Origin of the sequence: Nocardioides aequoreus (genome assembly GCF_000720335.1) — a bacterium.
In the GTDB taxonomy this organism is placed as follows: Bacteria; Actinomycetota; Actinomycetes; order Propionibacteriales; family Nocardioidaceae; genus Marmoricola; species Marmoricola aequoreus.
Map to the genome: position 1 here is coordinate 43,068 of NZ_JOJN01000019.1, position 18,509 is coordinate 61,576.

General features: G+C 73.8%; 14 protein-coding genes. 5 read left to right on the plus strand and 9 right to left on the minus strand.

Features of this window, described 5'->3' with window-relative positions:
• Positions 1-94 precede the first annotated feature (94 nt).
• Complete coding sequence (locus IG63_RS0119395) at positions 95-1,525, plus strand: aromatic amino acid lyase (protein WP_030485994.1); 1,431 nt, start codon at positions 95-97, stop codon at positions 1,523-1,525.
• 1,769 nt (positions 1,526-3,294) lie between these two features.
• Here IG63_RS0119395 and IG63_RS0119405 read toward each other — a convergent pair.
• The 8 genes from IG63_RS0119405 to IG63_RS0119440 form a co-directional block, all read right to left on the minus strand.
• The gene (locus IG63_RS0119405; RefSeq protein ID WP_030485995.1) at positions 3,295-4,035 is read right to left on the minus strand and encodes a hypothetical protein; all 741 of its coding nucleotides are present in this window, start codon (positions 4,033-4,035) and stop codon (positions 3,295-3,297) included.
• A complete protein-coding gene (locus tag IG63_RS0119410; protein WP_084597354.1) occupies positions 4,032-4,709 on the minus strand; it encodes a SatD family protein in 678 nt (225 codons plus the stop codon). The genes IG63_RS0119405 and IG63_RS0119410 overlap by 4 nt, the downstream gene beginning before the upstream one ends.
• A 43-nt stretch (positions 4,710-4,752) precedes the next feature.
• Positions 4,753-7,773: a bifunctional [glutamine synthetase] adenylyltransferase/[glutamine synthetase]-adenylyl-L-tyrosine phosphorylase gene (locus tag IG63_RS0119415; RefSeq protein ID WP_051707291.1), complete on the minus strand. Its 3,021-nt coding sequence runs from the start codon at positions 7,771-7,773 to the stop codon at positions 4,753-4,755.
• 9 nt (positions 7,774-7,782) lie between these two features.
• Positions 7,783-8,208 (minus strand): hypothetical protein, encoded by a 426-nt coding sequence (locus tag IG63_RS0119420; RefSeq protein WP_030485998.1) that lies wholly within the window; start codon positions 8,206-8,208, stop codon positions 7,783-7,785.
• Positions 8,205-8,594, minus strand: coding sequence for an STAS domain-containing protein (locus tag IG63_RS0119425; protein WP_084597355.1), 390 nt, complete (start codon positions 8,592-8,594; stop codon positions 8,205-8,207). The genes IG63_RS0119420 and IG63_RS0119425 overlap by 4 nt, the downstream gene beginning before the upstream one ends.
• Before the next feature lie 110 nt (positions 8,595-8,704).
• A complete protein-coding gene (locus tag IG63_RS0119430; protein WP_030486000.1) occupies positions 8,705-10,042 on the minus strand; it encodes a glutamine synthetase family protein in 1,338 nt (445 codons plus the stop codon).
• Positions 10,043-10,051: 9 nt separating this feature from the next.
• Complete coding sequence (locus IG63_RS0119435) at positions 10,052-10,792, minus strand: type 1 glutamine amidotransferase (RefSeq protein WP_084597356.1); 741 nt, start codon at positions 10,790-10,792, stop codon at positions 10,052-10,054.
• Positions 10,779-12,848, minus strand: coding sequence for an NAD(+) synthase (locus IG63_RS0119440; protein ID WP_030486002.1), 2,070 nt, complete (start codon positions 12,846-12,848; stop codon positions 10,779-10,781). Before IG63_RS0119440 ends, IG63_RS0119435 begins: the two co-directional genes overlap by 14 nt.
• A 29-nt stretch (positions 12,849-12,877) precedes the next feature.
• On the opposite strand from IG63_RS0119440, the gene panB reads away from it, so the two are divergent.
• The 4 genes from panB (at position 12,878) to IG63_RS0119460 (ending at position 18,166) form a co-directional block, all read left to right on the plus strand.
• Positions 12,878-13,726, plus strand: coding sequence for a 3-methyl-2-oxobutanoate hydroxymethyltransferase (gene panB / locus IG63_RS0119445; RefSeq protein ID WP_030486003.1), 849 nt, complete (start codon positions 12,878-12,880; stop codon positions 13,724-13,726).
• 106 nt (positions 13,727-13,832) lie between these two features.
• Complete coding sequence (locus IG63_RS21860) at positions 13,833-15,614, plus strand: DUF1800 domain-containing protein (protein ID WP_157210309.1); 1,782 nt, start codon at positions 13,833-13,835, stop codon at positions 15,612-15,614.
• A 60-nt stretch (positions 15,615-15,674) separates the two neighbouring features.
• A complete protein-coding gene (locus IG63_RS0119455; protein WP_084597359.1) occupies positions 15,675-16,985 on the plus strand; it encodes a DUF1501 domain-containing protein in 1,311 nt (436 codons plus the stop codon).
• A gap of 38 nt (positions 16,986-17,023) precedes the next feature.
• Entirely contained in the window at positions 17,024-18,166 is a 1,143-nt protein-coding gene (locus IG63_RS0119460) for a PQQ-dependent sugar dehydrogenase (RefSeq protein ID WP_030486006.1), read from the plus strand.
• A gap of 12 nt (positions 18,167-18,178) precedes the next feature.
• On the opposite strand, the gene IG63_RS0119465 is transcribed toward IG63_RS0119460, so the two are convergent.
• Positions 18,179-18,436, minus strand: a complete 258-nt coding sequence (locus IG63_RS0119465; protein WP_157210310.1) for a hypothetical protein — start codon at positions 18,434-18,436, stop codon at positions 18,179-18,181.
• Positions 18,437-18,509: the final 73 nt, after the last annotated feature.

Below are 18,509 nucleotides of genomic sequence, written 5' to 3' on the forward strand. Positions count from 1 at the left end.
GGCGGCACGGCTCCCTACCCCCCGTTGGGCCGTGCCGCCGTCCCCCGCCACCTCCTGACGCTCGCGGTGGCGGGGCGGCAGACTGGTCGCCACCATGGAGACCACCCACCTGCCCCTCGACGACGTGCTCGCCTGGGCGCGCGGCTCGGGACCGACGCCCGTCGTGCTCACCGACGCCACGGTCGAGCGGATCACCGCGGCGCAGGCGGGGCTGCGTGCCGCCGGGCGCTCGGGTGCCGTCTACGGCCTGACCACCGGGGTCGGCGCGCTGCGCTCGGTGCCCACCGACATCAGCGGCGGGCACGGGTCGCCGTCCCTGCGGCTGTGGCGCAGCCACGCGGCGGGCTTCGGCGAGAGCTACGACGAGACGACCGCGCTCACCGGCATGGCCGTCCGGCTGCACCAGATCACCTCCGGCCGCTCGGGGGTCAGCACCGGCCTCGCCCAGGCCCTCGGAGCAGCGGTCGAGGCCCGCGCCGTACCGCTGCTCCACCGGTGGGGCTCGATCGGCACCGGTGACCTGGTGCCGCTCGCCGAGCTCGGCCTCACCCTCGTCGGTGAGCGGCCGTGGCGCTTGGGCGGCGTCGCCCCCGCCCCGGTCGACGACGGCGACGCCCTGCCCTTCATGAGCAGCAACGCCCTCACCCTGGCCACGTCGCTCCTGGCGATGGACCGGCTGCTGCGCATCTCGGTGGCCTCCGAGCGGGTCGCCGCCCTCAGCGTCGCCGCCCTGCGCGGCTCCCTGCAGGCCTACGACGCCCGGGTGCACGCCCGGCGCCCCGACGCCGGTCAGGCGCGCGTCGCCGCTCGGCTGCGCGAGCTGCTCGACGACGGGGTCGACCGGGCTCCCGCGCGGCTGCAGGACCCCTTCTGCCTGCGCACCGTGCCGCAGGTGCACGCCCCCTTCATCGACGCGCTGCTGCGCACCCGCGACGCCGTCTCGGTCGAGGTCGACGACGCCACCGAGAACCCCATGGTCGTCGAGCCCGGGGTGCCGCTGCACCACGGCGGCTTCGTCACCGCCCGGCTCAGCGCGGCGCTCGACTCGCTGCGCCAGGCGACCTACCCGGTCGTCTCGCTGTCGGCCGCCAGGCTCAGTGCGCTGACCAACCCGTCGCTGAGCGGCCTGCCGGCCTTCCTGGCGTCCGGTCCCGCCGACAGCTCCGGCGTCATGATCCTCGAGTACGTCGCGCAGGACGCCCTCGCCCGGGCGCGCACGATGACGACGCCCGTCTCGACCGGGCACGCCGTGGTCTCGCTCGGGCTGGAGGAGCACGCGTCGTTCTCCACCCAGGCGGCCCGGTGGTCCGAGGCCGTGGTGGGCGCGGCGGCGGTCGTGCTGGCGTGCGAGCTGGTGGCGGCCGTGCGGGCCCTGCGGGCCGCGCCCGAGCGACTGCCGCACTCCCCCGTCCGCGCCTGCTTCGAGGCGGCGGCCGCGGTGCTCGACGACGACAAGCTCGACCGCCCGCTCGGCGACGACCTTGCCCGCGCCGTCACCCTCGTGGAGCGCGGGCTCCCGACCTGAGCCTGCCTCGCACGCCGCCCACCGGGCGGTCGAGGAGGTCGCTCCCGTCCCCGGGTGGTCGAGGAGGTCGCTTCCGTCCCCGGGTGGTCGAGGAGGTCGCTCCCGTCCCCGGGTGGTCGAGGAGGTCGCGCAGCGACCGTCTCGAGACCCCGTCACTCGTCCAGAAGACTTGTCCACAGACCCTCGAACGCACGTTCTATTGTCAGTGGCCCGGCATAGAATCAGTCCATGGAGCCCAGCCCCTACCTCCCCAAGCGCCAGGTCCTCGACGTCCTCGTCGAGGCCCGCGCGGAGGAGCACGAGGCGCAGGCCCGCCAGCTCCGCCTGACGCTGCAGTGGGCGCTGCTGCACCCCGCCGCCGAGGGTGCGGCGTACGCCGGCTGGGGCGACGACGGCCTCGTCCTCGGCGACGGCGTGGGTGGTCCGATCCCCTTGGCCGGGGACGGCGCCCCGCTCGTCGCTGCGGCCGCACCCCTCGAGCTCGCCGCCGCCCTGGGCCGTCCGACCGAGCACGCCCAACAGCTGCTCGGCGACACGTTGGAGCTCGCGTTCCGGCTCCCGCGGTTGTGGGAGCTGATGCGTGCGGGGCGGATCGCGGTCTGGCGCGCCCGCGCGATCTCGCGGGAGACCCGCGACCTGAGCCTCGACGCCGCGCTGCACGCCGACCGGCTGCTCTGCGCCGTGCCCGACCGGCTCGACCAGCTCACCGCCGCGGGCGCGGCGCGGCTGGTCCACGAAGCCCGGCTCCACGCCGACCCCGACCGCGCGCACGCCGACGAAGAAGCCGCAGCCGCCCGGCGCGGGGTCTGGCTGCAGCGCGACGGACGCGCCCCCGGCGTCACCGACCTCCACCTGACCCTCGACACCCCGGATGCTCTGGCTTTCGATCAGACCGTCGGACGACTCGCCGGCGAGCTGAAGGAGCTGGGCGACACCGACGCCCTCGACGTTCGCCGCGCCAAGGCCGTCGGCGTCCTCGCGGACCCGCAGCACGCGTTGGACCTCATGACCGGAGCAACGAGCGATGCCCAGCCCCGTACTGCCAGCATCGTCAACCTGAACGTTCACCTCACGCCCTCCGACCTCGAGGGAGACGGCGTGGCGGTCGTCGAGCGGCTCGGCGCGCTGTCGACCAACCTCTTCTCCGGCTGGCTCAGCCGCTGCGGCATCGACGGCGCCACCGTGAGGATCCGACCCGTCATCGACCTCGCCGCGGACGCCTCGGTCGACCGCCACGACCCACCACCCGCGATGCGGGAGCAAGTTGTCCTGCGAGACGCGACCTGCGAGCTGCGCGCCCACCACCGGGGTGGTCGAGGAGGTTGCGCAGCAACCGTCTCGAGACCCCGTACGCCGCCCGCTCACCGGGTCTCGAGACAGGCGCTGCGCGCCTTCCTCGACCACCCGGGGTCGCCGCGCCGTCCGACCACCCGGGGTCGCTTCGCGCCCGTCTCGACCACCCGCGCCCTGTCGGTCGAGCTTGTCGAGACCCCGCACGCCGCACACCTCACCCGGTCTCGAGACAGGCGCTGCGCGCCTTCCTCGACCACCCGAGGTCGCTGCGCCTTCCTCGACCACCCGCGCCCTGTCGGTCGAGCCTGTCGAGACCCCCGCACGCCTCGCACCTCACCGGGTCTCGAGACAGGCGCTGCGCGCCTTCCTCGACCACCCGGGATCGCTGCGCGCCTTCCTCGACCACCCGGGGTTGCGCGCCGTCCTCGACCAGCCGAGGAGCGATGCAGCGTCCGCCTCGACCACCCGGGCGGCGCTCAGTGCGCCAGCACCAGGCCCCCCAGCGCCACGAGCCAGCTGACGAAGCTGCCGACGAGGAAGTACTCGGTCAGCCGGTGCACCTGGTGCTGGTCGACCCGGGACTGCAGCTCGGGCCAGCGCAGCAGCCCCTTCGCCGCGATGACGATGCTCGCCGCGGTGAGCTGGCCGGCCAGTCCGAGGCCCACGATCACCAGCCGCTCCATCGGGCCCAGCAGGCGGCCGCCGCGCAGCTGCTCGGCGGGGTCGTCGACCGTGTGCACCAGGCGCGGCGCGACCGTGTCGGTCACCGCGAGCACCAGCCGCACCAGCACGTTGCCGGTCGAGAGCTGGGCCAGCAGGACGCCGAGCAGCAGCACGGCGCGATCGGGGTCGAGGCTCTCCACCGAGGGCCAGGGGCTGCGCTGCAGCCACTCCGACAGCAGTCCGCCGGCCGCGGGCGACCAGGGTGCGGCGAGCAGGGCGAGCAGCAGCCCACCGCCCAGCACCAGCAGGGCGGGGGCCGCGGACCAGGGTCCCGGGCGAGAGTCGGCGAGGGCCACGCAGCGGTCCCACGCGACCACCAGCACCGCCCCCACGAGCAGCGTGACCAGCGCCAGCGGGCCGTGGGCACCGGTGAGCAGGGTGAGCAGCAACAGTGCCACCAGGCCGCCGACCCAGCCGGGCACGCGTCCGGGAGTGACCGAGCGCACCAGGTCGGTGGTCGCGACGCCCGCCAGCAGCAACCCGATCCAGGTCATCGCACCCTCCTCAGCAGCTCGTCGACCTCCGCCAGCGCGGTGAGGCCGTCGCGACGGACCCGCTGCGAGACGGCCGAGGCGGAGATGCCCTCGGACGCCGCCAGCTCGGCCTGGCTGCGACCCTCGAGCACCCCGCGCAGCAACCGTCGCGAGCGTGTCGAGAGCGATTGCACCACCTGGTCCCGACAGACGAGCAGCGCCTCGACGAGGGCCGGGTCGGGTCCGTCGACGTCGGGCGCGACGCGGAACGACGTACGGCGCGTGCCGAGACCCGGGCGACGCGACTGCGCCTCGACGTCGTCGATGGCGTCCCGGGCGGCCCACCACGCCGGGCCGTCCTCGAAGAAGGGCTCACGCTCCAGCACCTCGGCGCCTCCCCACCCGATGCCGTGGCGCACCTCGACGGCGTGCTCCTCGGCGTCGTCACCCAGCGCCAGGCTCACCCAGGAGCTCGCCCGGAGGGCTTCCCCGAGGCCCGCGAAGCTGGCCTGGAACTCGTCGCCCACCGTGACGCGCCACGGCGTGACGGTCTCGAAGCGGTCGTTGGCCGCCGCGAGCACCCGGTCGAGGCGACGCAGCAGCGCCGTCCGGTCGCCCACCCGGCGCCAGGACACCACGTCGCCGATGACGGCGGCACGCGGGCTGCCTGAAGCAGAGGACTTCAGCGAGGTCATCTGAAGATGATAGCTTCTTCCGCGCGATCTGAAGTACACAGCTTCACTCGAGGTCACCCCAGAACACCCGGTCGACGACCGTGCGGGCACGGCGGGCGGTGCGCAGGTAGTCGTTGACCATCGCCTCGGTGGCGTCCGGCGGGTACTGCAGCACCGCCGCGACGGCCGCGCGCTCGCGGGCGTCGCGCGGCAGCTGGTCGGCCGCCTTGCCCCTCACCTGCACCGTGGCGTTGCGCGCGCGGCTGGCGAAGCGCCAGGCCTGCGCCAGGGCGTCGGCGTCGTCGCGGTCGAGCAGGTCGGCGGCCACCGCCGCCTCCAGGGCCTCGAGGGTCTTGGTCGTGCGCAACCCGGGCACCTCCCCCGCGTGCTGCATCTGGAGCAGCTGCACGGTCCACTCGACGTCGGCCAGCCCACCGCGACCCAGCTTGAAGTGGGTGGCCGGGTCGGCGCCCCGAGGCAGCCGCTCGGCGTCGACCCTCGCCTTGATGCGGCGGATCTCCACGGTGTCGTCGGCACTGAGGCCGTCGGGGGCGAAGCGCAGCGGGTCGACCAGCTCGGTGAAGCGCCGGCACAGGTCGGGGTCGCCGGCGACCGCCTTCGCGCGCAGCAGCGCCTGCGCCTCCCAGACGGCCGACCACGTGGCGTAGTAGGCGGCGTACGACGCCAGCGTGCGCACCATGGGTCCCTGGCGGCCCTCGGGCCGCAGGTCGGCGTCGACCTCGAGGGCGGGGTCCTTGCCGGCCTCGCTGAGCAGGCGGCGCAGCTCGTTGACCACGGTGCGGGCGAAGGTCGCCGCCTCCTGGGCGTCGGCGCCCGGCAGCGGGTCGTGGACGAACATCACGTCGGCGTCGCTGCCGTAGCCGAGCTCGTGCCCGCCGTAGCGCCCCATCGCGACGATGGCGAGCCGCGTGGGCGGCTCCGCCCCTCGCGTCTCGGCCACCGCGCGGGTGACCCTCTCGAGGGTGCTCTGCAGCGTCGCCGTGGCGACGTCGGTGAGGGCGTAGCCGACCTCCTCGACCCCGAAGGGCACGCACAGGTCGGCCACCGAGATCCGGAGCAGCTCGCGCCGGCGCACGGCACGGACGGCGCGGACGGCGTCCGCGAGCTCGTCGCGCCGACCGGCCGCCGCCCGCATCTCGGTCAGCACCGCCTCGCGGGAGAGCGGGGCCAGCTTGTCCTCGGCCAGCAAGGCGACCGCCTGCGGCTCACGCCGCAGCAGGTCGGTGGCGTAGCGGCTGGTCCCGAGCACCTGCGCGGTCCGCTGCGCGACCTCGCCCTCGTCGCGCAGCAGCCGCAGGTACCACGGCGTGCCCCCGAGCGCCTCGGAGAGCTGGCGGAAGCCGAAGAGCCCCGCGTCGGGGTCGGGGGTGTCGCCGAACCAGCCCAGCATGGCCGGCAGCAGCTGCCGCTGGATCTGCGCGCTGCGGCGTACGCCGGAGGTGAGCGCCTGCAGGTGGCGCAACGCCGCGGTCGGGTCGAGGTAGCCCAGGGCCGCGAGCCGCTGCTTGGCCGACTCCGGCGAGAGCTGCGCCTCGTCGCCGCTGATCCGCGCGACCGCGGAGAGCAGCGGGCGGTAGAAGAGCTTCTCGTGCAGCCGCCGCACCTCGCGCTGGTGGTAGTGCCAGCGATCGTCGAGCTCGGCGACCGGGTCGCGGCGGAAGCCCATTGAGCGCCCGAGCCGCCGCAGCGAGACCTCGTCGGTCGGCACCACGTGGGTACGACGCAGCTGGTGCAGCTGCAGCCGGTGCTCCATGGTCCGCAGGAAGGCGTAGGCCTCGTGCAGCGCCCGGCCGTCGTCGCGGCCGACGTAGCCGCGCTCGGTCAGCCGCGCGAGGGCGCTCAGCGTCGTGGGCGAGCGGATCGCCTCGTCGGTGCGGCCGTGCACCAGCTGCAGCAGCTGCACGGCGAACTCAACGTCGCGCAGCCCGCCGGGGCCGAGCTTGAGCTGCCGCTCGGACTCGCGCGCCGGGATGTGGTCGACCACCCGGCGGCGCATCGCCTGCACCTCCTCGACGAAGCCGTCGCGCTCGACGGCCGACCACACGAGCGGGCCGACCATCTCGAGGTACTCCTCCCCCAGCGCGAGGTCGCCCGCCGCCGGACGCGCCTTGAGCAGCGCCTGGAACTCCCAGGTCTTGGCCCACCGCTCGTAGTAGCCGCGGTGGCTCTCCAGGCTGCGCACCAGCGGGCCGGAGCGGCCCTCGGGCCGCAGGTTGGCGTCGACCGGCCAGATGGTGCCCTCACGGGTGTGGTCGCCGCAGACCCGCATCATGGCCGAGGCCAGCTGCGTGGCCGCGCGGAGCGCCTCGTGCTCCTCCGTCGGCTGCTCCTGCGACGCCTCGGCGAGCGGCGCCTCGGCGACGAAGACGACGTCGACGTCGGAGACGTAGTTGAGCTCGTGGCCGCCGCACTTGCCCAGCGCGACCACCGCGAGCCGGCACGCCCGGCCGGCGTCGGGGTGCATGGCGCGGGCCACCGCGAGCGCGGCGTCGAGGGTGCCGAGGGCGAGGTCGGAGAGCTCGGCCGCGACGTCGTCGATCCCCAGCGCGTGCGCCAGGTCGCGGGCCGCCAGGCGCAGCAGCTGCCGGCGGTACTCCACCCGCAGCGCGTCGCACGCCTCGGCGGGGTCGACTCCGGCCACGGGCGCCGCCTCCGCGGGGTCGGCGCCCACGGCCTCCATCAGCCACCGGCGCATCGCCGCCCGGGTCGGCCGGGTGGAGCCGATGGTGGGGTCGCACAGCTCGCGCCAGTGCCCCGGGTGCCGTCGCAGGTGGTCGGCCAGGGCGGTGCTCCCGCCGAGCACGCTGAGCAGCCGCATCGAGGTGCCCTCGTCGTCGGCGACCTCCAAGAGCAGCTGCTCCCGGTCGGTGGCGGCCTCGGCGAGGGCGACCAGCCCGTCGAGCGCCTGGTCGGGGTCGGCGCTTCGCCCCAGCAGCGGCGCGAGCGGTGTCACCACGTCGCCGAGCCGCGCCAGCTGGGCGGCCGCGCGGTCGGGGTCGTGGAACCCCAGACGCGCGAGGCTGCCGAGGGGCGGCCCGGTCGCGCTGTCGGTAGGGGCGGCCACCAGGGCAACCTACCGCCGGTCGCCCACCGGGCCGGACCCGCTCGGCGCGCGTCGCAGCCGGACCGAGGCCGCGACCCCGAGGCCGAGCACCAGCAGCCCGAGCAGCAGCGCCGGCACCGAGAGCACTGGGACGAAGAAGCCGACGACGGCCGGGGCGAACACGCACAGCACGACCCCCAGCAGCACCGCGAGCAGGGAGACCCCCTGGGGACGGCGCTCGCGCAGCCGCAGCACGGCCACCGCGAGAGCACCGGGCACGCAGGCGAGGAGCACGACCACACCGCCCAGCAGCACGCCGAGCCCGTGCATCTCGTCGTCGGTGCGCGCGAGGTCGACCACGATCGCGGCCGCCCCGCCCACGACGCCTGCCGCAGCGACCACGAGGCCGACCCACCCGGCGATCCGCAGCCAGGTGAGCGACAGTGGGTCGCTCACTCGGCGTACGGCGTGCCGGGGTGCACCGTGATCACGCGGTCGAGCCCGGTCAGGCGCAGCAGCTTCAGCGGCTCGGGGCGGCTGCAGACGAGCTCGAGCCGCCGATCGGCGGCCCGCTGGGCCTTCCAGGCGCTGACCAGCACGCCCAGCCCGGTCGAGTCGAGGAAGGTCACCTCGTCGAGGTGCACCAGCACCAGCTCGGCGTGCTCGTCGACCGCCGCGGCGAGCGTCGCCCGCAGGTCGGGGGCGGTGTGCAGGTCGACGTCGCCGCGCACCGTGACCGTGACCGCGTCGCCCGCGAGGCGCAGGTCGGCCTCGGCGTCGCTGGGCAGGGTCAGGCTGCTGACCGGCGTGGAGTCGTCCTCGTGCGTGCCACGTCGTCTCATGTCACCACCATCGCGTCGACCGAGGCCCCGGTGCATCGGTACGGATACTCATGTCTACGCCACATCTGACGCGCTGTACGGCGAATCGGATCCGCGGCCGCTCGCCACCCTCAGATGACGGGCAGCATCCGGTCGCGCTCGAAGGCCGAGACCTGCCCCCGGTACTCCTCCCACTCCGCCCGCTTGTTCTTCAGGAAGAACTCGTAGACGTGCTCGCCGAGGGTCTCGGCCAGCAGCTCGGAGTCCTCGGCGACGCGGATCGCCTCGCTGAGGTTCTTGGGCAGCTGCTCGAGCCCGAGGGCCTTGCGCTCGCGCTCGTTGAGCGACCACACGTCGTCCTCGGCCTCGCGCGGGAGCTCGTACTCCTCCTCCAGGCCCTTCATGCCGGCGGCGAGCATCACCGCGAAGGCCAGGTAGGGGTTGCAGGCGGCGTCGATCGTGCGCAGCTCGATGCGGGTCGACTGCGCCTTGTCGGGCTTGTACATCGGCACCCGCACCATCGCCGAGCGGTTGTTGTGCCCCCAGCAGATGTACGACGGCGCCTCGCCGCCGCCGATGAGCCGCTTGTAGGAGTTGACCCACTGGTTGGTGAGCACCGTGATCTCGGCTGCGTGCCGCAGCAGGCCGGCGATGAAGTGACGGGCGGTCTTGGAGAGCTGGTACTCCGCGCCGGCCTCGAAGAAGGCGTTGCTGTCGCCCTCGAAGAGCGAGAGGTGGGTGTGCATGCCCGACCCGGGGTGGGTGGTGAAGGGCTTGGGCATGAAGCTCGCCCAGATCCCCTGGCTCAGCGCCACCTCGCGCACCACGGTGCGGAAGGTCATGATGTTGTCGGCCGTCGAGAGCGCGTCGGCGTAGCGCAGGTCGATCTCCTGCTGGCCCGGACCGCCCTCGTGGTGGCTGAACTCCACCGAGATGCCCATCGACTCCAGCATCGTGATCGCCTCGCGGCGGAAGTCGGCGCCCCGCGACTGGGCGGTGTGGTCGAAGAAGCCGCTCCGGTCGACCGGCACCGGCTCCTCCCCCATGCCCGGACGGCCCTGGAAGAGGTAGAACTCGATCTCGGGGTGGGTGTAGAAGGTGAAGCCCTTCTCCGAGGCCTTCTGCAGCGTGCGCTTGAGCACGTAGCGCGGGTCGGCGTACGACGGCGAGCCGTCGGGCATGCCGATGTCGCAGAACATCCGCGCGGTGGCCGGGGAGTCGCCCCGCCACGGCAGCAGCTGGAAGGTCGTGGGGTCGGGGTGGGCCAGCATGTCGGCCTCGGTGACGCGCGCGAACCCCTGGATCGCCGAGCCGTCGAAGCCGATGCCCTCGGAGAAGGCTCCCTCGAGCTCGGCCGGCGCGACCGACACCGACTTCAGGTAGCCCAGCACGTCGGTGAACCAGAGTCGCACGAAGCGGACGTCACGCTCCTCGAGCGCCCGCAGCACGAAGTCTTCCTGCTTGCCCATGGAGCGAGCCTAGGGGTAGGCCTCGCGCGGCTGCCGCGCGAGGGCGACCAGCTGCTCGGCCAGGGGCCTCCAGGAGCGCTCCAGCTCGTCGCGGGCCTCGGTCACCGCCGCGAGCACAGGACCCACCACACCCTCGGCGTGGCGGTCGGGGTCCTCCTCGTGCCAGCCGCGGACGATCGCCTCGTCGACCTCGGGGTGCAGCTGCACGCCCCACACCGTCGGGGCGTAGCGCGCGACCTGCAGCTCGCCGCCCGGGGCCAGCGCCAGCACCACGGTGCCGGGCGGCTGCTCCACCACCACGTCGTCGTTCCAGTGCAGGCCGCGGCCAGCGGCGCCGGGAGCCGCGGCGAAGAGGGGATCGTCGTGCACCGCCCAGGTCCAGCCCACGGGCAGCAGGCCGAGCTGCTGCCCCGCGGGGTTGCGCGCCGACCTGCCTCCCAGCGCGACCGCGGCGAGCTGGTGGCCCAGGCAGACGCCGAGGGTGGTGACGCGCTCCTCGGCCGCGCGGCGTACCAGCGCCTTGGTCGGCTCGAGCCACCAGTGGTCGGCGTCGTCGTGCGCCCCCATCGACCCGCCCAGGACCAGCAGCGCGTCGTGGTCGTCGAGGGTGTCGGGCAGGTCGTCGCCGGCGTAGGGGCGGCGTACGTCGAGGTCGGCGCCGGCCTGCTGCAGCCATTGTCCGAGCAGCGCGGCCGGCGCACCGGCCTCGTGCTCGACCACGAGCACGCGCACCGGGTCAGTCCTGCTCACGCGGCACCCGCTCGAGGTCGCGCAGCCACGCGGCGGGCGAGGCGTCGCTCGGCATCCGCCAGTCGCCGCGCGGCGACATGGTGCCGCCGGGGCTGACCTTCGGCCCGTTGGGCAGCGCGGAGCGCTTGAACTGGCTGGCGAAGAAGCGGCGCACGAAGACCTCGAGCCAGTGCCGCACCTCCTCCAGCGTGTACGCCGGGCGCAGCTCCTCGGGGTAGCCGGGGGGCCACTCCCCCGCCTCCGCGTCGCCCCAGGCGTGGTGGGCCAGGAAGGCGATCCGGCTCGGGCGCGCACCCTGGCGCAGCACGTGCCACAGCGTGAAGTCCTGCAGCGCGTAGGGCCCGACGCTGGCCTCGGTGCTCTGCGGCGTCTCGCCCTCGCGCGTCGGCACCAGCTCGGGGGTGATCTCCTGGGCGACGATCTCGCGCAGCAGCCGACCGACCTCTCCCTCGCGCTCCCCCAGCTGCTCGCTGTCGGCGACCCAGCGGATCAGGTGCTGCACCAGGGTCTTGGGCACCCCGGCGTTGACGTTGTAGTGCGACATCTGGTCGCCGACGCCGTAGGTGCACCAGCCCAGCGCCAGCTCGGAGAGGTCACCGGTGCCGAGCACGATGCCGCCGCGCTGGTTGGCGAGACGGAAGAGGTAGTCGGTGCGCAGCCCTGCCTGCACGTTCTCGAACGTGACGTCGTAGACGTGCTCGCCCTGCGACGCGGGGTGCCCGAGGTCGGCCAGCAGCTGCCGGGCGGCGGGGCGGATGTCGATCTCCTCGAAGGAGACGCCCAGCGCCTTCGCGAGCCCGGTGGCGTACGCCTTGGTGGTCTCGCCGGTCGCGAAGCCGGGCAGGGTGAAGGCGAGCACGTCGCTGCGCGGGCGCCCCAGCCGGTCCATCGCCCGCGCCGCGACGATGAGCGCGTGCGTCGAGTCGAGCCCACCGGAGACGCCGATCACGACCTTCGGCTGCCAGTCGTCGTCGCCGATGGCGCGCAGCCGCTGCTCGAGGCCGGAGACCTGGATGCTGTAGGCCTCGTAGCAGTCCTGGGCGAGCCGGGCCGGGTCGTCGGGCACGAAGGGGAAGCGGTCGACCTTGCGGCGGAGCCCGAGATCGCCGGCCGGCGGGTCGAGCGCGAGCCCCACCCTGGTGAAGTCCTCCGCTCGCACCCCCTGCGCCCGCAGGTTGTCGTCGTGCGAGCCGACGCGCATCCGCTCCTGCCGCAGCCGGTCGAGGTCGACGTCGACCACGGTGCGCCGGGGACCCTCGGGGAAACGCTCGCTCTCACCGAGCAGGTCGCCCATCTCGTAGACCATGGTCTGGCCGTCCCACGACAGGTCGGTGGTCGACTCGCCCTCCCCCGCGGCCGCGAAGACGTACGCCGCGAGGCAGCGCAGGCTGGCCGAGCGGACCAGCAACCGCCGGTCCTCTGCCCGCGCGATCGTGATCGGCGAGCCCGAGAGGTTGAGCAGCACGGTCGCGCCGGCGAGCGCCGCCTCGGCGCTGGGTGGCACCGACACCCACATGTCCTCGCACACCTCGGCGTGGAAGGTCAGGCCGGGCACGTCGCTGACCTCGAAGAGCAGGTCGACGCCGAAGGGGACCGTCTTGCCGAGCACGTCGACGACGGCGCCGTCGCGCTGGTCGCCGCCGGACCCGAAGTGACGCTTCTCGTAGAACTCGCGATAGGTGGGCAGGAAGGTCTTCGGCGCGACGCCCAGGACCTGGCCGCGGTGGATGACCACGGCGCAGTTGTAGAGCCGGTGCAGGTGCCGCACGGGGGCGCCCACGACCATCACCGTGCGCAGCTCCCTGCTCGCCTCGACGAGTCGCGCGAGCGCCTCGTCGACCGCGTCGAGCAGGGCGTCCTGGAGGAAGAGGTCGTCGACGGCGTACCCGGTCAGGCAGAGCTCGGGGAAGACCGCGACCGCCACCCCCTCGTCGTGGCAGCCGCGGGCCTGCTCCAGCACGACCTCGACGTTGGCCGCCGGGTCCGCGACCCGCACCGGCACGGTGCAGGCGGCGATCCGCGCGAAGCCGTGCGCATACACCGATCGGAAGTCCACGGGCCCAGTGTGGCCGATAGCCTCGGCGCATGAGCGAGGAGAGCGCCCCCTACGGCAGCGGGCCGGCCACGACACCGCCGCCCACCAAGCGCGTCCGCACCCACCACCTGCGGGAGATGAAGCAGCGGGGTGAGCGCTTCGCGATGCTGACCTCCTACGACATGTACACCGCCGAGGTCTTCGACGAGGCGGGCATCGAGGTGCTGCTCGTCGGCGACAGCGCCTCCAACAACGTGCTGGGCAACACCACCTCCCTCCCGGTCACGGTCGACCAGCTCCTCCCCCTCACCCTCGCCGTCGCCCGGTCCGTACGCCGCGCGCTCGTCGTGGGTGACCTGCCCTTCGGCTCCTACCAGCGCTCCCCCGAGCAGGCCTACGACACCGCGGTGCGCTTCATGAAGGAGGGCGGCGCCCACGCCGTCAAGCTCGAGGGCGGCGCCGAGATGGCACCCCAGATCGAGCTCCTGAGCCGCGGCGGCGTCCCCGTGATGGCCCACATCGGCTTCACGCCGCAGAGCGAGCACGCCCTGGGGGGCTACCGGGTGCAGGGCCGCGGAGAGACCGCCGAGCGCGTGCTCGCCGACGCGCGGGCGGTCGAGGCGGCCGGCGCCTTCGCGGTGGTGATGGAGATGGTGCCGGGCGACGTCGCCGCCCAGGTGACCGAGCAGCTGACCATCCCCACCATCGGCATCGGCGCCGGGCCGCACTGCGACGCCCAGGTGCTGGTGTGGCAGGACGCCTTCGGCCTCCGCGCCGGCCGGATGCCGCGCTTCGTCAAGCAGTACGCCGACGTGCGCGGCGTCCTGCTCGAGGGGGCGCGCGCCTACGCCGCCGAGGTGCGCGACCAGAGCTTCCCCGACGAGGCCCGCACCTTCTAGGCGTCCACGGGACGAGACACCCGCGCCTCTCGAGTCAACGTCTGTCCGTTTTGCCACCATCTGTGGCAAAATTTCACCATCAACACCTGATGAGTGGACGGATCCCGTGTCAGTGATCTCGGTAGGAGGCGCCAGGACGGCGCTGCAGGCCCGCAGGACGAGGGCTGCCCGCGCGAAGGCGCGTGCCAAGGCGCGTGCGAAGGCACGTGCCCGCGCTCGTGCGAAGGCCCGGGCCAAGGCGCGCGCCGAGGCCCGACGCAAGGCTGCCGCCGCCGCGAAGGCCAAGGCGCAGGCCGAGGCCAAGGCGAAGGCGGCTGCCGAGGCCAAGGCCAAGGCCGCTGCTGAGGCCAAGGCCAAGGCCGCCCAGACGCCGCCGCGCCCGTCCGACCCGTACGCCCTGGTCACGACGCCGACGCAGGCCCAGACGATGACGCCCACCGCCGTGGAGCGGCTCTTCCTCAACCGCTTCGGCACCGGCTACTCGCAGCGCGCCCTGCTGCAGCTGCGCGGCTTCGCCACGCCGGCTGCCTGGCTGCAGGCGCAGGTCACCTCGCCGGCCCGCTTCGCCGAGCACCCGAAGGTCGCGACCGTCGACGGCTGGTTCCGCTCGCTGCGCACCGACTCCGCCGCCACGCGCTGGAGCAACCAGGCCAACCAGGTCAAGGGCGGCTGGGTCTACGGCCACGAGCTCGGCAACTGGTCGATCCTGCGCCGGATCTACTCCGAGCGCACCGTGCTGGAGCGGATGACGGACTTCTGGTCCGCCAACCTGCACATCCCGATCTCGCACGACCGCGCGTGGGTCTGGCGCTTCGACTACGACGCCACCATCCGCCAGCACGCCTTCGGTCGCTTCGAGGACCTGCTGCGCGAGACGGCGCTGCACCCGGCGATGCTGCTCTACCTCGACAACTACCGCTCGGTGCGCGGCAACCCCAACGAGAACCAGGGTCGCGAGCTGCTCGAGGTGCACACCGTGGGCGTGGGCGCCGGCTACACCGAGGCGATGGTCAAGGACTCCGCCAAGATCCTCTCCGGCTGGAGCGTCGACTTCAACCCGGGCGCCGGGCGCTTCGACCCGGTCTACGACCAGGGCAAGCACACCACCGGCGCCGTCAGCGTGCTGGGCTTCCGCCACGCCAACGCCGCCGGGGACGGCCGGCAGGTCACGATCGACTACCTGCGCCACCTCGCCCACCACCCCGCCACGGCCACCAACCTGGCACGCAAGCTGGCTCGCGCGCTGTGCAAGGACGAGCCCTCCGACGCGCTGGTGGGCGCCCTCGCCCGGGCCTACCTCGCCGCCGACACCTCGATCGCCGCGATGCTGATGACGCTCGCGGCCCACCCGGAGTTCCTCGGCTCCGCCGGCCAGAAGGTGCGGGCGCCGATCGACGACCTGGTCGCCACGGCGCGCGTGCTCGAGGTCGACGCCAACCAGGCCCACACCAACAGGGACGGCGACAACACCTACGCCCGGCACGCCAACTGGACCCACGAGAGCCTGCAGGTCTTCGCGTGGCCCCGGCCCGACGGTCCGCCGTCACGCAACACCGCCTGGGCGACCCCGTCGCGCATGTTCGGCTCCTACCAGATGCACTGGAACCACGCGGGCGGCTGGTGGCCCAAGGGAGCGACGTACAAGCCGGCGGGCTACTGGGTGCGCGCCAACGGCATCAGCTTCGAGCAGCACGTCGACCACGTGTCGCGGCGGCTCCTCGGCCGGCCGGCCGACGCCCGCACCCAGCGGGCCGCACGCCAGGCGGTCTCGGGGGCTACCTGGTTCAGCACCAGCCGGCCCATCGACGCGAAGTCGAGCGTCCACGGCTGGCTCGGCACGCGCCTGGTCGCGATGCTGCTCGACTCCCCCGACCACATGCTCACCTGAGCCCTCCCACCCGACCCACCACGCCGCAGCACGCCGCACCACGACACCGAAGGCCACGAGATGACCGCGCTTCCCCACGAGACCGCGCCGCGGGACTGCTGCTCCGACTTCGCCGCAGCCGCCGCGTCGCGCCGTACCGTCCTCAAGGGCGCCCTCGGTGTCGGGGCCGGACTGTCGGTCACCCAGATGCTGGGCGACTCGATGCTGCAGGCCAGCTTCGCCGGCGCCAAGGGCGGCAACACCCTGGTCGTGCTCTCGCTGCGCGGTGGCATCGACGGCCTCGGCGTGGTGGTGCCCCACGGCGACCCGGGCTACTACAAGGCGCGCCCCAAGATCGCCATCCCCGCCGACCAGCTGGTGTGCAAGGACGACATGTTCGGCCTGCACCCGAAGCTCGCACCGCTCGCGCCGCTGTGGCAGAGCGGCGAGCTGGCCGCCATCCAGGCCGTGGGCCTCCCCGTCGTCAACCGCTCGCACTTCGCTGCCACCGAGGAGGTCGAGGACGCCGCTCCCGGCTCCGCCGAGCGCTCCGGGTGGATCAACCGGATGATCGGCGTCGGCAAGACCAGCTCCACGCCCTCCGCCAACGGCGGGGTCATGGACGCGGTCGGCCTCGGCACGCCCTTCCCGAGCACCGCGCTCGCGGGCGACGCCCCGGTGCTCACCTCGGCCGACCTCGACGGGCTCCGGGTCGCCGGCCTCGACAAGGAGTACGTCGACAGCCGCTACTCCAGCCTCGGCACCATGTGGGGCAGCGCCGGCGGCGTGCTCCGCCGGGCCGCCAACGAGGCCGTGAGCATCTCGCGCAGCACCAACGGCAAGATCCTGGGAGCCGAGAGCACCGCGACGTACCCCACGGAGTGGAACGCCTCGCCCTTCGCGACGCCGCTGCGCAGCGCCGCCGGCCTGATCCGCGCCGACCTCGGCACCGACGTCATCGCCATCGACGCCGGCGCGTGGGACTACCACAACAACTACGGCCGCACCGGCTACGGACAGATGCAGTCGAGCCTCGACGGTCTCGGGCGCTCGCTGAAGGCCTTCTTCGACGACCTCGGTCCGCTGCGCTCCCGCGTGACCGTGGTGACCATCAGCGAGTTCGGCCGCCGGGTGGCGGAGAACGGCAACGAGGGGCTCGACCACGGCTGGGGCAACATGATGCTCGTCGCCGGGGCCGGGGTGAAGGGCGGCGCCTACTACAGCGAGTGGCCGCGCCTCGACGCGGCCGCCCTCGCCGAGGGCGACCTCAAGGTCACCACCGACTACCGCTCGGTGCTGTGGGAGCTGGTCAGCAAGCGCTTCCCCGACCGCTCCCTGAGCACGATGTTCCCCGGCTTCACCGCCCCCCAGTCCGTGGGATTCATGCGCTGACGGCGTCGCTGTCCGTTTCGGGCGGGTTAGTGTGCGACATGCGTCGCCTCCTCGCGCTCCTCGCCGCGCTCGTCTCGGGACTCCTCACCGCCACGCTCGTCGCCGCGCCGCCCACGGGCGCCGCCGTGCCCGACCTGCGGGTCACCACCCTGGTCGGCGGGCTCGACCAGCCGTGGGACGTCAAGCCGCTGCCCGACGGCTCGCTGCTCGTCACGGAGCGCGCCAGCAAGCGACTGCTGCACGTCGCGGCCGGCGGCGGCCGCGTGACGTCGGTCGCCTACGACCGCGCCGCGGTGTGGTCGGCCGGCGAGACCGGGCTGATGAGCCTCGAGGTCGATCCCGACTTCGCGAGCAACCGCCGCTTCTACACCTGCCAGGGCGGGTACGGCGCCTCGCGTCGCGACGTGCGGGTGGTCGCCCGCCGGCTCTCCGCCGACGGCACCGCCGTCACCGCCGAGCGAGTGGTCCTCGCCGGCCTGCCCGCCACCACCGGGCGTCACGGAGGCTGCCGGCTGCTCATCGCCCGCAGCGGCCACCTCGTCATCGGCACCGGCGACGCCGCGGTCGGGCGCAACCCGCGCGACCTGCGCTCCGGGGGCGGCAAGGTGCTGCGCGTCGACCGGGTGACCGGCAGGCCGGTGCGCGGCAACCCCTTCCTGCGCTCCGGCAACGGCTGGACCAAGCGGGTGCTCTCCTACGGCCACCGCAACGTGCAGGGCCTCGCACAGTCCCGCGACGGCACCCTGTGGTCCGTCGAGCACGGCTCCTCGCGCGACGACGAGGTCAACCGCATCGTGGCCGGCGGCGACTACGGCTGGCACCCCGTGCCCGGCTACGACGAGTCGGTGCCGATGACCGACAAGGGCCTCCCGGGCGTGCAGCAGGCGGCCCGGTGGCGCTCGGGCAACCGCACCATCGCCACCTCCGGCGCCGCCTGGGTCACCGGCTCCCGGTGGGGCGACCTCGACGGCACCCTGGCGGTCGCGGCACTCAAGGGCGAGCGGGTCGCCTTCATGAAGCCGACGGGCACCACGAAGCGCATCGGCACGATCCGGCGTCCCGCCGAGCTGCTCGGCATCGGGCGGCTCCGCTCGATCACCCAGCTGCCCGGCGGCGACCTGCTGGTCACGACCGCCGACGGCGGCGGCCGCGACCGGGTGCTGCGCGTCTCGCCGCGCTGAGCCGGCGCTCAGCTACCAGGCGCCGAGCCGGGCTCCCAGCGGCAGCACCGCGGCCCAGACGGCGACGCCACCGACCACCAGCCAGGGCAGTCGCCGGGGGTGCGGCACGAACCAGCGCACCGAGAGGCCCAGCAGCACCAGCCACAGCACGACCAGCGACGCCGTGACCCACCAGGGCGCCAGGGTGGCCGTGCCGAGCTGGAGGAAGAGCAGGCACGCCAGGCCACCCATCCCGACGAAGCCCGACCGCGGGACCTCCTGACGACTCACGGCGAACACCCTACGAGTGCGCTCGTGGCGCACTAGCCTCATCGGTCACACCCTCGCTCGGGAGGACTCCCCC

What these genes read in the sequence shown, in the direction of transcription:
- IG63_RS0119395 (WP_030485994.1), top strand. Translation starts at nt 95, where the DNA reads ATGGAGACCACCCACCTGCCCCTCGACGACGTGCTCGCCTGGGCGCGC.
- IG63_RS0119405 (WP_030485995.1), bottom strand. Translation starts at nt 4,035, where the DNA reads ATGACCTGGATCGGGTTGCTGCTGGCGGGCGTCGCGACCACCGACCTG.
- IG63_RS0119410 (WP_084597354.1), bottom strand. Translation starts at nt 4,709, where the DNA reads ATGACCTCGCTGAAGTCCTCTGCTTCAGGCAGCCCGCGTGCCGCCGTC.
- IG63_RS0119425 (WP_084597355.1), bottom strand. Translation starts at nt 8,594, where the DNA reads ATGAGACGACGTGGCACGCACGAGGACGACTCCACGCCGGTCAGCAGC.
- IG63_RS0119430 (WP_030486000.1), bottom strand. Translation starts at nt 10,042, where the DNA reads ATGGGCAAGCAGGAAGACTTCGTGCTGCGGGCGCTCGAGGAGCGTGAC.
- panB (WP_030486003.1), top strand. Translation starts at nt 12,878, where the DNA reads ATGAGCGAGGAGAGCGCCCCCTACGGCAGCGGGCCGGCCACGACACCG.
- IG63_RS0119455 (WP_084597359.1), top strand. Translation starts at nt 15,675, where the DNA reads ATGACCGCGCTTCCCCACGAGACCGCGCCGCGGGACTGCTGCTCCGAC.
- IG63_RS0119460 (WP_030486006.1), top strand. Translation starts at nt 17,024, where the DNA reads ATGCGTCGCCTCCTCGCGCTCCTCGCCGCGCTCGTCTCGGGACTCCTC.